We start from the raw sequence: 13,380 nt of genomic DNA on the forward strand, positions 1-13,380 counted from the left end.
GCGACTAGTCAGCCTAACCAACTGATTTAAAGGCAAATGCGATCAACAAGTGACGATTCAGTCCAAAGTTTAGATTTTTATATCGATAAATTTATCAATTTGGCTTAATTTACTGAAATTTAAAACTAAAACTGGATTGTTTAGCGATGAAATAGCGTTGCAATAAAGCGAAACTACGCATGTTTTTGCCATAAATCTTATACATTAAATAAAAAAGTTGGCGAAAATCATAACGTTGGCATACACTTTCCAAAGTAAGGCTGATATGTTGTTGATTGGCCTGCGAAAGTTCAGGTGTCACCTGTCTGGTGGCAAGGTTTAACACAGCTTTGAGGAAAGTTTTATGGCGCTCACAAAGGCCGATTTGGCTGAGAACCTGTTTGAGCAGCACGGATTCAGCAAGCGGGATGCCAAGGAAACGGTTGAGGCGTTTTTCGAAGAGATTCGTAAAGCACTAGAAGGTGGCGAACAGGTAAAACTGTCTGGCTTTGGTAATTTCGATCTCCGTGATAAAAATGAACGCCCTGGTCGAAACCCAAAAACTGGTGAAGACATTCCTATCAGTGCTCGACGTGTAGTTACCTTCCGTCCTGGTCAAAAACTGAAAGCACGTGTAGAGAACATTAAAGTTAACGATTAATGCTGCCTTTAAGCTTTAATCTGAAGGTCTACTTGACGATTCAGCTTTAGACTACAAAAAACACCCAAGTCATGCTTGGGTGTTTGTGTTTCTGGATTGTGTTAATCACGCTTCCAAAGAATGTGGCAGAATTTATTTTCTGGGTCTCGACTTACCAGTAGGCGAGCAAAGACATCATCCAGCACATCATCTTCTTCATTAACTAAACCAACGCGAACTTCTGCATAGATTTCCTTATCTACTTCAAACCCCACGTGACCGTTCCAGTCATCACCGGTTTCGACCAGCTCTGCAGCACCGCGCTCTTCGAACTGTGCAGTAAAGATGATCACGTCCGCAGCTTCTAGATTGTCCGGTGCCATCTCTAGAAAGATGTCGTAAGCGGTGTCGATGGTGTCGTCGTAAGAAATCAAATCAGACATCATTAAGCGCGGCTCATGTATTTGCGTTCAGTAGTATTGATGATGATACGGTCACCCGTTGCAATGTACTCAGGTACTTGAACAGTAAGACCAGTAGCAAAACGTGCAGGTTTTGTACGAGCAGACGCTGACGCACCTTTAATTGATGGATCCGTTTCTTCGATCACAAGCTCAACAGAAGCCGGTAGTTCGATACCTACAGCAGTGCCGTTTACTAGGATGATGTGCAAGCCTTGAATATCTTCAGTGATGAAAAGTAAATCGTCTTCAATTTCTTCTTTCTTGAACGTGTATTGAGTGTAATCTTCGTTGTCCATGAAGATGTACTCGTCACCGTCTACGTAAGAGAATGAAGAAGCGCGTTTGAACATATCAACGGTTTCTAGTACGTCGTCAGACTTAAAACGTTCGTCAACACGAGCGCCTGTCGATAGGTCAGTACAGCGTAGCTTGTAGATTTTAGCGCCGCCACGGCCACCTGGAGTTGTTACTTCGATATCTTTGATAAGTAGTGTTTTACCATTAGATTCAATGGCAAACCCTTTTTTCAGCTCACTTGCCTTAGGCATGAACGTCTTCCTTTGTATGGTATTAAATCAAGGCATTATATACCTAGGTGTAATCAGAAGGAATATCTTGATTCGTACTCAGTGCTGAGAGAACATAAGCAGATTCGTAATATCTGCATTCATGGCTAAATGTCTCTTTCTACTATCGATCCCAAGCAACCTTTTCAGTCGCAGTACCAACCTGCCATCGATGACCTCTTGCGTTTTTTAAAAGGAGGTTTGGGTGCAAATCTTCATAGCGTCTATCTTTATGGTAGCGTTGCACGCAAAGTTGCTCAGCCGGGAAAATCGAATTTAGACGTTATTGTCGTGACGAATCAATCGTTCTCTGACTCGCGCACGGCGTTATTGAACTCAATTAAGTGGCGTTTTCAAAAAAGTTATCCATTTATCACTGAAGTCTCATTTAAATGCGCGTTGGTAAGTGAAATTGCGAGTTTGGAGAGTATTTTTTCATGGGGATTCCAGCTTCGTCATTGTGCAGTTTGTGTCTTTGGAGACGATTTGTCTCAGTGTTTTGGTGATTATGAGCCGAGTTGGGAAATTGCCAAACACTGGAATATGGACGTTGAAGATTGGCTAGCAGTCTACCGCTATCGAATTGCGAAAGCGGACAAAGACACGGAGCAAATTAAAGCGCAGAAAATCATCGCGAAGAAGTTGCTCAGGGCCAGCTACTCGTTAGTTATGTACCGAGATAAGCAATGGTTTGACGATCCGATTGAATGTGGTCAGCAGTTTTTGCGTTACTACCCAGAGAAGAAAATCGAGATAGAACGTTTAGGTATCCTGTTGTCTGGCCGCCTTATCGCCAAGCGTTCAGTTATTGGTATCCTCGATGGTTACGGAGACTGGTTGGTAACCCAGTACAAAAAGACGGAATTTAAAATAGGTTAAACCATAAGATTTTTGTGGCTTTTCGATTCAATTGGCCTTTAGTTGTGCTAGCTTTATGATAGAGACGTTGAGGCAGCTAGCATGAATATCGAATCTAATAGGCGCTTTGTTTTATGTGATTTTTGTGGGTTAAAGTTCAAGCGTTGTTTGTTTGCCTCACTTCAAGCTATTCGAGATGGTATGGTTTGGCTAATCCCATGTTTAATGCTCTCCTCTTTTTCTCTGTTTTTTGCTAGCATCGGCGAGTTTGCGGTGGGAAACCGCACGACTTGGATTGAGCAACTCTATTCACTTCATAGTGCGATAGCTGATTTTTTCCCTTACTTGATGACGGCCGCCATCTCGTACGTTTTGGCAATGCAATGGCGCCTACCAAGACCACCCGTAATGTTGTTAGTGGTCGTGTTTCTTCTCACGATAAGTCAGATTTTACCCTCTGGGGTGATGCTGAGAACGTTCCAAATCGTGATTGCGATTTCTACCCCTATTTACGCTGTGCCAATGTTAGCCAAGTTGCTGCAAATTGATGCGATAAAACTCACCTCTACCGATAGCGCTGGGCGAATTGTTAAAGAATCCCTCAACTTTATTATCCCTTCTATTCTCACTTTTATTGTGGTTCTTCTAGTTAACTATGCTGTTTTTGGCGTTATTCAAAGCATTCATTTGATTGAGGATATAAGAATAGATTATGCAAATCAGCCAACTATGTTTGGTGTTGTGTTTGCCGCGTTGAATTCTGTTATCTGGTTTTTGGGGATGCACGGTTACTATGCTTTACTACCGATGGTTGACCTGTTGCAAGAGGCAAGCAACCTCAACCAAGCGACGATTCTCGTTGGTGGTCAGGTAATCTATGATATGAATCTGTCTTTTATGGGGGCATTTGTGTTTCTCGGTGGCAGTGGTGCGACGTTTTCCTTAGTACTGGCGCTATTGTGGTTTTCAGATCAACGTAGCCTTAGATTGCTAGCATTGGCGAGTATTCCGATTGGATTGCTAAACATCAATGAAATCTTGTTGTTTGGCTTGCCGATCATTTTAAACCCGCGTCTTTTTTGGCCGTTTCTTTTCGCACCTATAGCTAATGTGCTAACGAGTATGTCGGCGGTGTCGCTCGGCTTGGTGCCTTCGCCCTCCGTTTCTGTTCCTTTCAATAGTCCGCTGTTGCTCAACGCATGGATGGCGACAGATGGTGCATTTGCTGCGGTATTGTTGCAAGTCATCAACATTGGCATCGGGATAGCAATATACTTTCCGTCCGTTAGAGCTTTGAATACAAATGCGTCAAAAACTGATATTCACTTGTCTGCGTTTGACACAACCTATTCGCGTAGAAAAGAAGAAGCGGAGATGTTAACGGATGACCCGATCGCGCGCGCGCAAGTTAAAGAGAAAGATAACTTGCTGGTGGAAAAACAGCTGGTGATCATCGGCCAACGAGACTTTTGTTTAGAATATCAACCGCAGGTCTGTCCAAACTCCGGTAAAACGGTAGGCTGTGAGGCGCTGATTCGCTCGATTGACTCTAATGGCTCCGTCAAATATCCGGGTACGTTTTTGCCTTGGTTAGAAAAGGCGAAACTAATGAAAGACGTCGATTTGTGGGTGTTTAAACAAGTCATCAAGGATCTGGATAAAATGCAGCAACAGGGCGTGTTTGTGCCCGTTAGTATTAACGTCTCACCAGATACTTTGATGGACTCTGAGTACTTAGCAAAAATTGAAAAGCTAGTGCTCCCTTACGCAAATTATATTCACATTGAAATTACCGAAGACACTTTGTTAGTCGATGAGCAGCGCATCAAAGAGGCGTTCAAATATTTCCATTCGATGGGAATCCCAGTCCATATCGATGATTTTGGTACGGGCTATTCATCACTGAGCTATTTAAACAAGTTTGATGTTGATGTGATCAAAGTCGATCGCTCGTTTGTGTTGTCGCTTGAAAACGAGAAAGGTGAGAAAGTCTTCAAAAGTATCATGTCGATTGCCAAAGAGCTTGAGATGGGTGTAGTGGTTGAAGGGGTAGAAACCGATCGACAGCTCAACTTTATCGTTGAAGAAAATGACCCTGTGGCGATCCAAGGTTGGTATTACTCTAAATCATTGCCGTTGGATAAGTTTGTTGAATATGTAGTATAACGAGACTTAAAACAGGCCAAGTTGCGGTTCGCTCATTGAGGCAAAATCTAAGCCGATAAACGGCAAAATGGCCTCTGCGACCGGCTTAAGCTGTTTATCGATATAGTGCTGATAATCGATGGTGCTCTTTAAGTATTCTTTTGGTTCCGGCCCTGATACGGTAATCAGATACTCAATTCGGCCTTTGCTCTGGTATTGCAACGGTCTACCAAGCTGAGCATTGATTTCATCCGCCATGCGGGCCGCACGTACTTGAGGCGGAATGTTCTTTTGATATTCGTGCAATTTACGACGTAGGCGCTTTTGGTAAATCAGCTCGTCGTCAAATTCACCTGCGAGTGTGCGCTCAACAGTGTCACGCACGTATTCACTTGGATCTTGATCGTGAAAAACCATCGAATAGAGGGTGGATTGAAAGCGCTGGGCAAGCGGCGTCCAGTCGGTACGGGCACTCTCTAATCCTTTAAACACGATGCGTTCTTGCTCACCTTCGCCAATTAAGCCTGCGTAGCGTTTCTTAGATCCCGTTTCCTGCCCACGAATAGTCGGCATTAAGAATTTGCGATAATGCGTTTCGTACTCCAACTCAAGAATAGAAGTTAAGTTGTATTGTTGCTTAAGGTGCTGCGTCCACCACTGGTTAATATATTCGACCAACTGATTACCGACTTTGTCGGCCTCTTGTTGACTGAATTGTCCATTTAAAGAGACAAAGGTCGAGTCGGTGTCGCCGTAGATCACTTGATAGCCTTTATCTTCGATCAACCGTTTGGTTTGCTTCATGATTTCATGGCCACGCATGGTGATACTCGAAGCTAAACGCGTATCAAAGAAACGACAACCGGAAGAACCCAAAACGCCATAAAAAGAGTTCATGATGATCTTAATGGCTTGAGAAAAGGCTTTCTCGTTGTTTTTCTTGGCGACATCACGCGCTGCCCACAAATCTTCGATCATCTTAGGCAAAAAGTGTTTATGTCGATCAAACTGACCGCCGCGAAAGCCGGGTACCGCTTGGTTATCCGCTTTGCCAATTTCCAACTTGAGCCCCTCAATTAAGCCCATCGGATCGATTAAGAAAGAACGGATAATTGAAGGGTACAGACTCTTAAAATCGAGTACTAATACGGAGTCGTAGAGGTTAGGGATGGAATCCATCACATAACCGCCTGGGCTTGCTATCCAGTTTTCTGGATGTAAGTTTGGCGCGACATAGCCAGCACGATGAATCTGAGGTAAATACAAGTTGGTAAACGCGGCGACCGAACCTCCCACACGATCGAGTTCAACGCCAGTTAACCTTGATCGTTCAATGGCAAATTCGAGTAGGTGAGTGTGTGCGAAGATCTTATTCACTAACACGCAATCTTGCAGATTGTATTTCGCCAAAGACGGTTTGTCTTTTTTGAACATCTGGTTAATTTCGTCCATGCGGTCATGTACGTTGTGGATCTGCTTACCTTCGCCCAGTAATTCTTGTGATACGGATTCTAGCGACCAGCTACGGAAGTGATAAGTAGCGGTTTTTAGCGTATCAATGCCGTCCATCACCACACGGCCAGGAATAGAGATAAAGCCCTGTTGCGTTGTATTGGAAGTACGGAAGTAGCTGGCTTGATTCCCGCGGCCAATATAAAGTTTCAGCTTGTTCCATTCCGCTCGTTTATGCAGCAATCTGAAGTCGAAATCAATCACGTTCCAACCTATGATGACGTCTGGGTCAAACTGCTTAAACCAGTTGACCATCGCGAGTAACAGTTCACGCTCGTCGTTCACCCACTCAATGGGTGTATCTGCAGGTTGAGGTTCGCCAATCATAATGACGCGGCTATCCATCGGGCTGTCGAGACCAATCGAATAGAGAATGCCTTTTTCCGAGCATTCAATATCGAGAGACACCACTTTGAGCTGTGGCGTGTAATCTCCCTGACGACACTTTACGTTTGTGATGCGATGATAACCATTTCGAGATTGGCTGGTGCCAGTAAATTCCACACTGCCTTTGATGAAACGCTCCATCAAATATCGATCGGCTAAGCGAATGTCGTCTTCGAGTACCAGAAATTCTTGAAGTTTGAGTGCCTGACTCAATGTTTGTGCGTCTTTAACCGTTGCACAATAACACGCAGCCAGCGGTTCGGAATCAAAACTGTGTAGCGGCAACGGTTTTAGCTGAGCAGGTATCGCCATATTGGCAATCTGTTCTTCGATGACGGCGGTGTCTTGTTGTAAAACGAAGAATACCGGCTTTTCACCCTCAATGATCAGTTGTGCAGGACCTTGCTCGGTCGCGAGCCATAAGTCGATATGGGTGGTGCCTGATATGTCTCGCGCTTGGCGAGTTAGGAGAAAGCCTTGGTTAATGGTCATCGAAGTACTACTAAATAAAAAGCGAAACATCAACGTAATGTTTCGCTCCAGTAGCTTAGCACAATGTTATCTAGTAGTAGATATAACCCGTGATTTTCGCGCTGACGTCTTCGTCTTGCCAGTGTTGGTAGGTCACTTGACTACGCACGGCTAAGTTGCGGTTAAATGACCACTGCCAACTCGCGGTAGCACTCGCGTTTTGGTCAGCGTCTGTTTTGAATAAAGAGAGGTATTGTCCTTGAATACCAATGCGGTGGCTGTCGCCTAATTGGTAGAGTATACCCGCTTCGATACCCGCACCCGGCACCGCATCGTAGTCGGTGAGTTGTCCGCCGCTGAGTTCTGCAGAGAACAAACCGTACAAATGCAGTCCGTCTGAATCACCCCACGCTTTACCGAATCCACCTTGAGCAAAAGTGCGTCCAGCAAGTTTGTCTTCATCTGGTCGTCGGTCAAAACCTAGGCGCACATTCCATGCCCAGCTGTCAAAGATACGGTTCGACGGCGCAAGTGCCATGGAGTCCATAAAGTAGAAGCGGTCGACGCGACTCGTTCCATTCTCATCAACACTGAATTGTGTATCCAAAAAGCTGATTTTTGCTCCCGGAATAAACCCATCTTGAGAGTCGAGTAAGTCGTGGTACGCCGGACGCCATTCAAAGGTCGCTTTGTTGGTGTAGTTATCACTGTATTGGTAACTCAGACCAATTCTCGCAGATGCGTGGCCTTGTTCTGGTGAAATGCTTGGTTTAGGTACTTGCGAGAACGGTGACTCCACTTTAATACGACTGCGTTGATACAGCAGCTCAGTAAGACGTTTTGCTGTCGGATCTCGCTCGAGACCAACATCATACAGCTCGAAGTTCAGCCATTCGTACGCAAACTCCAAAATGGCTGCGCGCTCGGTGTCGCTGTATTCGTCAGCCGAAGGAAATTGACCTAGCTTTGCTTGCTTGGCCGCTTCGAATAAACGCGGGTCAATCTCTTCGCTTTGATGGAGGAGGCGAGTACCGAATGCTTCACGATACTTGGGCTCTTCAAGTAAGCCATTCTTTGCGAGCGTTTCAACCGTGTCTGATGGAATCGCTTGTAAAGGGAAATCGGCAATCAGCGACAAATCATCGCGTGCCAATTCAAGCAGCGCGAGCAACTGATATGAGCAGTTTTCGTCAAGGAAGTAGTAATCAAACTCAGCGCGTTGCATTTCCCACAGGTGAAGCAACACACGATTCACTTCTGCTTCGTTTAGCTTGAGTTTATACTCCCAGATATCTCGAGATTCGATGTCGTTGTATTCACGTACTTTGCGGTAATACGGCATCACGGTGAAACGTCCCGGATAGCTCCCGACCAAGCCTTTGAAAGCGTAGAGCGCGGCGTTGTCCTGCGTTTCTGGCTCTGCGGCAAAGTTAATGGCAAATGCAACCAGCTCTTTGTGTCTGGTTTGGTCTTTTGCATCCACACGCAACAAGGTATGACCGAACATCGATGATGGGTTGTTCATAAACGCGGTAGGAAACACCAGTGTCATGCCTTCGGGATCGATCACATCTCGCCACGTTTGCATCTCTTCACACTTGAGTTGAGCTTGACGACCTGCTTTGGATTCTAGCCAAGTAAAACGTGCAGGGTATTGGCAGCGTGCTTCGTTGGCGGCTTCAGAGTCACTACTGTATAGAGCAGCGACAGTTGCATTGAGTTCTGCAAGTGGTGAGGTTTTACCTTGTGGGGAGAAGAAGAACTCATCTTTGTCGACACTGCTTTCGTAGCCTGAAAACGTATTAGGTAAGTAGTGACCTAATTTCAGCCAATAGGGATCGCTCGCAAGTTGCTCGGTATTAAAGTTTGATTGCGCGACCGTGGAGGCACTAACAAGTACGCCAAAGCTGGCGAAAAGAGAAGTACAAAGGGGAGATAGCTTCATGTAATACTGCTGTTCAATCCGTGAGAATAGCTAAGCACTCTATAGACAATCGCCTGAATATTAAAGGACTTAGCTATTGTCGACGGGGTGAGGGCATGAAAAAGGTGCTCAAAGAGCACCTTTCAAAGCATTAAGCGAGTTTGCTTAGATAGCGTAAGTCGCTAGCGCGTCGTCGCCAGCAACTAGAGTATTCAGGTTAGTGAATACTTCTTGAGAAGTTACGTTTTCAGATTTGAAAACTTCTGCAAAGTTTTGTTGAGCAAGCTCATTGAACGCAGACTTGTCCGCTTCGTTGATGCCCCAAACTTCAGAAAGAGTTGCTAGAGTCTCGCCTTCGCCTTTCGCGATATCACGAGCTAGGTTATCCATGTTGCCATCGATAAATAGAGCTAGTTTTTGAGCTGAGTTGATAGTACCTGTTCCGTCACAGCCTAGAGTACCGAACGTGATACCGAAAGTTTGGTTACCAGAAGTACCGTTAGTAGTAGCACCTAGCACTTTAAATACTTTGCCAGACTTGCCGTCAAATACCATAGTACCCAGACCACAACCGATGTCTGAGTCAGCCATTGCAACGTTTGAAAGTGGTAAAGTTGAAGCCAGAGCTGCCACTGCTAGTAGCTTTTTCATAACAATTCCTTATTAAATTTAGTTCTTTGCTAATAGAGAATTAGCACACGGTGGAATTTGATTTCATTCACACCTTTTTACAAATAGATGAAAACTCTCCGGAATTCAATCGATATTTAGCTAGTTGCACATCCGAGTGCCGTTTTTGAGACTTTTGAGTCTCCATCCCCATTAAATACTGATTGAAATATAATTAAAGAAGGTAGGCACAGAACTTCAAATAAGTTCTTGCTAAAGTTTGCGTTTGAGCACATATTCAGAGGAAGCAATTTTGAAATATTGCGTTAAAATGGGCAACCATCCTGTTACTCGCGCTTGAGCGAGATGACAAAGCTGAACATATAGTGTGGAGATACAAGTTTGATAAGTGTTTTCCTTGTAGATGATCACGAGTTGGTTCGCACAGGGATACGACGTATTATTGAAGACGTCCGTGGAATGAACGTAGCAGGGGAAGCTGAAAGCGGTGAAGACGCAGTAAAATGGTGTCGTAGCAATTATGCTGATGTCATTTTAATGGATATGAATATGCCGGGTATTGGTGGCTTGGAAGCGACCAAAAAGATACTGCGATTCAATCCTGATGTGAAAATCATCGTGTTAACTGTTCATACGGAAAATCCGTTTCCAACTAAGGTGATGCAGGCCGGTGCAGCCGGATACCTGACAAAAGGCGCAGGACCAGACGAAATGGTCAATGCGATTCGAGTGGTTAATAGTGGCCAACGTTACATTTCGCCAGAGATCGCTCAGCAAATGGCGTTGAGTCAGTTTTCTCCCGCATCGGAAAACCCTTTTGCCGATCTGTCTGAGCGTGAATTGCAGATCATGATGATGATTACCAAAGGCCAGAAAGTTACTGACATTTCAGAGCAGCTAAACTTGAGTCCTAAAACGGTAAACAGCTATCGTTATCGTCTTTTTAATAAGCTAGATATCAGTGGTGATGTCGAGTTAACCCACCTTGCAATTCGTCATGGAATGTTAGATACCGAGACTTTGTAGTGACACCTTCTTTCGACTCGGTTTCCTTCCTAAAAACAGTAACTAACCAGCCCGGCGTTTATCGAATGTATAACGCCGAGGCTGTCGTTATTTATGTTGGTAAAGCCAAAGACCTAAAAAAGCGCCTTTCGAGTTACTTTCGTAAGAAAGTCGACAGCGAAAAGACCCGCGCCCTCGTCAGCAACATTGCTAAGATTGATGTCACCGTGACCCACACGGAGACAGAAGCTCTGATCTTAGAGCATAACTACATCAAGCAATATCTGCCGAAATATAACGTTCTGTTGCGTGACGACAAATCTTACCCTTACATCTTTATCAGCGGACACAAGCATCCTCGTTTGTCGATGCACCGTGGCGCAAAGAAGCGCAAGGGTGAATATTTTGGCCCGTACCCAGATTCAGGTGCGGTGCGTGAAACGCTGCATCTAATCCAAAAGATCTTTCCTGTCCGTCAGTGTGAAGACACGGTTTACAGCAACCGTACTCGTCCTTGTTTGATGTATCAGATTGGCCGCTGCGCTGCGCCTTGCGTTAACAGTATCATTTCTGACGAAGAGTATGCCGATCTGGTGGGCTTAGTCAGGCTGTTCTTGCAAGGCAAAGATCAACAGGTATTGGCGTCGCTGGTGGATAAAATGGAGCAGGCGAGTCGAGCGTTAAAGTTTGAAGATGCAGCGCGATTTCGCGATCAAATACAAGCGATCCGCCGTGTCCAAGAACAGCAATTTGTTTCTGAAGATTCGATGGATGATATGGATGTACTGGGTTTTGCCCAAGAAAATGGCATCGCGTGTATTCATATTTTGATGATTCGTCAGGGCAAAGTGCTGGGTAGCCGAAGCCACTTTCCAAAAATCCCCAATGACACCACTCAGGAAGAAGTATTCTATAGTTTCCTCAGTCAATATTACCTGAGCCACAACGAAGCTCGAACTATTCCTACTCGGATTATTCTCAATGATGGATTGATAGAAGATGCTCAGCCGCTATTGCAGGCTCTGACGGCTATCGCTGGGCGAAAAGTGCATTTCCATGTGAATCCAACTGGCACACGTGGTCGGTACCTGAAACTCTCTAATACCAATGCGCTAACGGCGATAACGACTAAGATCAATCATAAGATGACAATCTCTCAGCGTTTTAAAGAGCTCAGAGAAGTGTTGGGGATGGACAATATTGCGCGAATGGAGTGTTTTGATATCTCGCATACTATGGGCGAGAGCACCATCGCGTCTTGTGTAGTGTTCAACCATGAAGGGCCGCTTAAACAAGAGTATCGACGTTATAACATTTCTGGAATCACCGGAGGTGACGACTATGCCGCGATGGGGCAAGCGTTAGAGAGACGTTATTCAAAGCAACTGGATATCGATAAGATTCCAGACATCGTGTTTATCGATGGTGGTAAAGGGCAGCTCAACCGAGCACACGAGATCATTTCTCATTACTGGGGTGACTGGCCGAAGAAACCGCGATTGATCGGTATTGCTAAGGGTGTAACGCGTAAACCAGGTTTGGAAACCTTGATTACCACTGAGGGTGATGAGTTTAACTTACCAAGTGACGCACCAGCGCTTCACTTGATGCAACACATCCGTGATGAAAGCCATAACCACGCCATTGCAGGCCACCGAGCGAAGCGCGGAAAGACCCGAAGAACCAGCGCTCTGGAAGGGATTGAAGGCATCGGACCTAAGCGTCGACAAGCGTTACTCAAGTATATGGGCGGGCTGCAGGAATTGAAACGTGCGACCGTTGAAGAAATCGCCAAAGTTCCGGGCATCAGTCATTCTTTGGCAGAAAACATTTATCAAGCATTGAAACAATAGCAAAAATCCCGCACCATAAGGGCCTGTTTTAAAGCAGTAAACAGCGCTACACGATAAGAGCCACTAATAAATATGCGTCTAAACATCCCTAACATTTTATCTTTGATGCGACTTCTTCTGATCCCAGTATTTGTTGTCGCTTTTTATCTTCCTTTTAGTTGGGCGCCTTTTGCTGCAGCTATGGTCTTTTGGGTAGCAGGTTTCACGGATTGGTTGGACGGCATGCTAGCCCGTAAGTTAGGGCAAACCTCTCGCTTTGGTGCCTTTATTGATCCTGTAGCAGATAAAGTATTGGTCGCCACAGCTCTTATTCTCATCACCGAACATTACCATTCGATTTGGATTACGATTCCGGCTGTGACCATGATTGCGCGTGAGATAATTATTTCTGCGCTGCGTGAATGGATGGCGGAAATCGGTAAACGTGCCAGTGTCGCGGTATCATGGGTTGGCAAAGTGAAAACATTAACGCAGATGTTCGCACTTTGGGTACTTATCTGGCGCTACGACGATTGGATGATTTGGCTCGGGTACGCTGCACTTTATATCGCAACAATCCTCACTTATTGGTCTATGGCACAATACTTGATGGCCGCTAAAGACGATTTGCTAGACGAAAAGCATCATTAACTAATTAAGTAAACGGGCGAGAGCCCGTTTTCTGTATCTGTCGTATGTGTTTCGTCAAAGAAACTTATCTATATTCAGCTAATTAACGCTACTAAATTGAGCAAATTAGAGCTTTTTGGATGTTAATTAGACAAACGATTTAAAAATTGAAAAATAGTGTTGACTCATAAGTCCGAATCCGTAGAATGCTTTCCGTACCCAAGAGGAAGCTGATGAAAATCGCTTAAGCTTGGAGTTACAAAGGCGCGTTGGCAGAGTGGCTATGCAGCGGATTGCAAATCCGTGGACCTCGGTTCGACTCCGGGACGCGCCTCCA

Annotated in this window: 11 protein-coding genes and 1 tRNA gene; 7 read left to right on the top strand and 5 right to left on the bottom strand. The window is 45.0% G+C overall.

Annotated features, from left to right (window positions below):
* Positions 1-343: 343 nt before the first annotated feature.
* Positions 344-640 (top strand): integration host factor subunit alpha, encoded by a 297-nt coding sequence (gene ihfA, locus HCZ42_RS12920; RefSeq protein WP_167421090.1) that lies wholly within the window; start codon positions 344-346, stop codon positions 638-640.
* Between the two features lie 101 nt (positions 641-741).
* Here ihfA and HCZ42_RS12925 read toward each other — a convergent pair whose 3' ends face one another.
* Together HCZ42_RS12925 and yeiP are read right to left on the bottom strand one after the other, a co-directional pair.
* Positions 742-1,062: an HI1450 family dsDNA-mimic protein gene (locus tag HCZ42_RS12925; RefSeq protein WP_053410342.1), complete on the bottom strand. Its 321-nt coding sequence runs from the start codon at positions 1,060-1,062 to the stop codon at positions 742-744.
* Positions 1,063-1,064: 2 nt separating this feature from the next.
* Positions 1,065-1,631, bottom strand: a complete 567-nt coding sequence (yeiP, locus tag HCZ42_RS12930; RefSeq protein WP_053410343.1) for an elongation factor P-like protein YeiP — start codon at positions 1,629-1,631, stop codon at positions 1,065-1,067.
* 129 nt (positions 1,632-1,760) lie between these two features.
* On the opposite strand from yeiP, the gene HCZ42_RS12935 reads away from it, so the two are divergent.
* The gene (locus tag HCZ42_RS12935) at positions 1,761-2,528 is read left to right on the top strand and encodes a nucleotidyltransferase domain-containing protein (RefSeq protein WP_167421091.1); all 768 of its coding nucleotides are present in this window, start codon (positions 1,761-1,763) and stop codon (positions 2,526-2,528) included.
* An 81-nt stretch (positions 2,529-2,609) separates the two neighbouring features.
* On the top strand, positions 2,610-4,673 hold the full coding sequence (locus HCZ42_RS12940; protein WP_167421092.1) for an EAL domain-containing protein: 2,064 nt from the start codon (positions 2,610-2,612) through the stop codon (positions 4,671-4,673).
* A 6-nt stretch (positions 4,674-4,679) separates the two neighbouring features.
* Here the strand turns inward: HCZ42_RS12940 and HCZ42_RS12945 are convergent, their stop codons facing one another.
* From HCZ42_RS12945 to HCZ42_RS12955, 3 genes are all read right to left on the bottom strand, one after another.
* Entirely contained in the window at positions 4,680-7,043 is a 2,364-nt protein-coding gene (locus HCZ42_RS12945) for a DNA polymerase II (protein WP_167421093.1), read from the bottom strand.
* A gap of 70 nt (positions 7,044-7,113) precedes the next feature.
* Positions 7,114-8,967 carry an Lnb N-terminal periplasmic domain-containing protein gene (locus HCZ42_RS12950; RefSeq protein ID WP_167421094.1) on the bottom strand — a complete coding sequence of 618 codons (1,854 nt, stop codon included), beginning with the start codon at positions 8,965-8,967 and terminating at the stop codon, positions 7,114-7,116.
* A gap of 144 nt (positions 8,968-9,111) precedes the next feature.
* Positions 9,112-9,597 carry a DUF3015 domain-containing protein gene (locus tag HCZ42_RS12955; protein WP_167421095.1) on the bottom strand — a complete coding sequence of 162 codons (486 nt, stop codon included), beginning with the start codon at positions 9,595-9,597 and terminating at the stop codon, positions 9,112-9,114.
* A gap of 360 nt (positions 9,598-9,957) precedes the next feature.
* On the opposite strand from HCZ42_RS12955, the gene uvrY reads away from it, so the two are divergent.
* From uvrY to HCZ42_RS12975, 4 genes are all read left to right on the top strand, one after another.
* Entirely contained in the window at positions 9,958-10,602 is a 645-nt protein-coding gene (gene uvrY / locus HCZ42_RS12960; protein WP_167421096.1) for a UvrY/SirA/GacA family response regulator transcription factor, read from the top strand.
* Positions 10,602-12,434 (top strand): excinuclease ABC subunit UvrC, encoded by a 1,833-nt coding sequence (gene uvrC / locus HCZ42_RS12965; RefSeq protein WP_167421097.1) that lies wholly within the window; start codon positions 10,602-10,604, stop codon positions 12,432-12,434. Before uvrY ends, uvrC begins: the two co-directional genes overlap by 1 nt.
* 72 nt (positions 12,435-12,506) lie before the next feature.
* Positions 12,507-13,064 (top strand): CDP-diacylglycerol--glycerol-3-phosphate 3-phosphatidyltransferase, encoded by a 558-nt coding sequence (gene pgsA, locus HCZ42_RS12970; RefSeq protein ID WP_053410350.1) that lies wholly within the window; start codon positions 12,507-12,509, stop codon positions 13,062-13,064.
* A gap of 242 nt (positions 13,065-13,306) precedes the next feature.
* Positions 13,307-13,380: transfer RNA gene (locus HCZ42_RS12975), tRNA-Cys, on the top strand.

The organism is Vibrio hepatarius (assembly GCF_011806575.1).
GTDB classification, from domain to species: Bacteria; Pseudomonadota; Gammaproteobacteria; order Enterobacterales; family Vibrionaceae; genus Vibrio; species Vibrio hepatarius_A.

Bases quoted from the DNA above. Each gene is read 5' to 3' on its own strand.
- yeiP (WP_053410343.1), bottom strand. From the start codon at position 1,631: ATGCCTAAGGCAAGTGAGCTGAAAAAAGGGTTTGCCATTGAATCTAAT.
- HCZ42_RS12950 (WP_167421094.1), bottom strand. From the start codon at position 8,967: ATGAAGCTATCTCCCCTTTGTACTTCTCTTTTCGCCAGCTTTGGCGTA.
- HCZ42_RS12935 (WP_167421091.1), top strand. From the start codon at position 1,761: ATGTCTCTTTCTACTATCGATCCCAAGCAACCTTTTCAGTCGCAGTAC.
- HCZ42_RS12955 (WP_167421095.1), bottom strand. From the start codon at position 9,597: ATGAAAAAGCTACTAGCAGTGGCAGCTCTGGCTTCAACTTTACCACTT.
- HCZ42_RS12945 (WP_167421093.1), bottom strand. From the start codon at position 7,043: ATGACCATTAACCAAGGCTTTCTCCTAACTCGCCAAGCGCGAGACATA.
- HCZ42_RS12940 (WP_167421092.1), top strand. From the start codon at position 2,610: ATGAATATCGAATCTAATAGGCGCTTTGTTTTATGTGATTTTTGTGGG.
- pgsA (WP_053410350.1), top strand. From the start codon at position 12,507: ATGCGTCTAAACATCCCTAACATTTTATCTTTGATGCGACTTCTTCTG.
- ihfA (WP_167421090.1), top strand. From the start codon at position 344: ATGGCGCTCACAAAGGCCGATTTGGCTGAGAACCTGTTTGAGCAGCAC.
- HCZ42_RS12925 (WP_053410342.1), bottom strand. From the start codon at position 1,062: ATGTCTGATTTGATTTCTTACGACGACACCATCGACACCGCTTACGAC.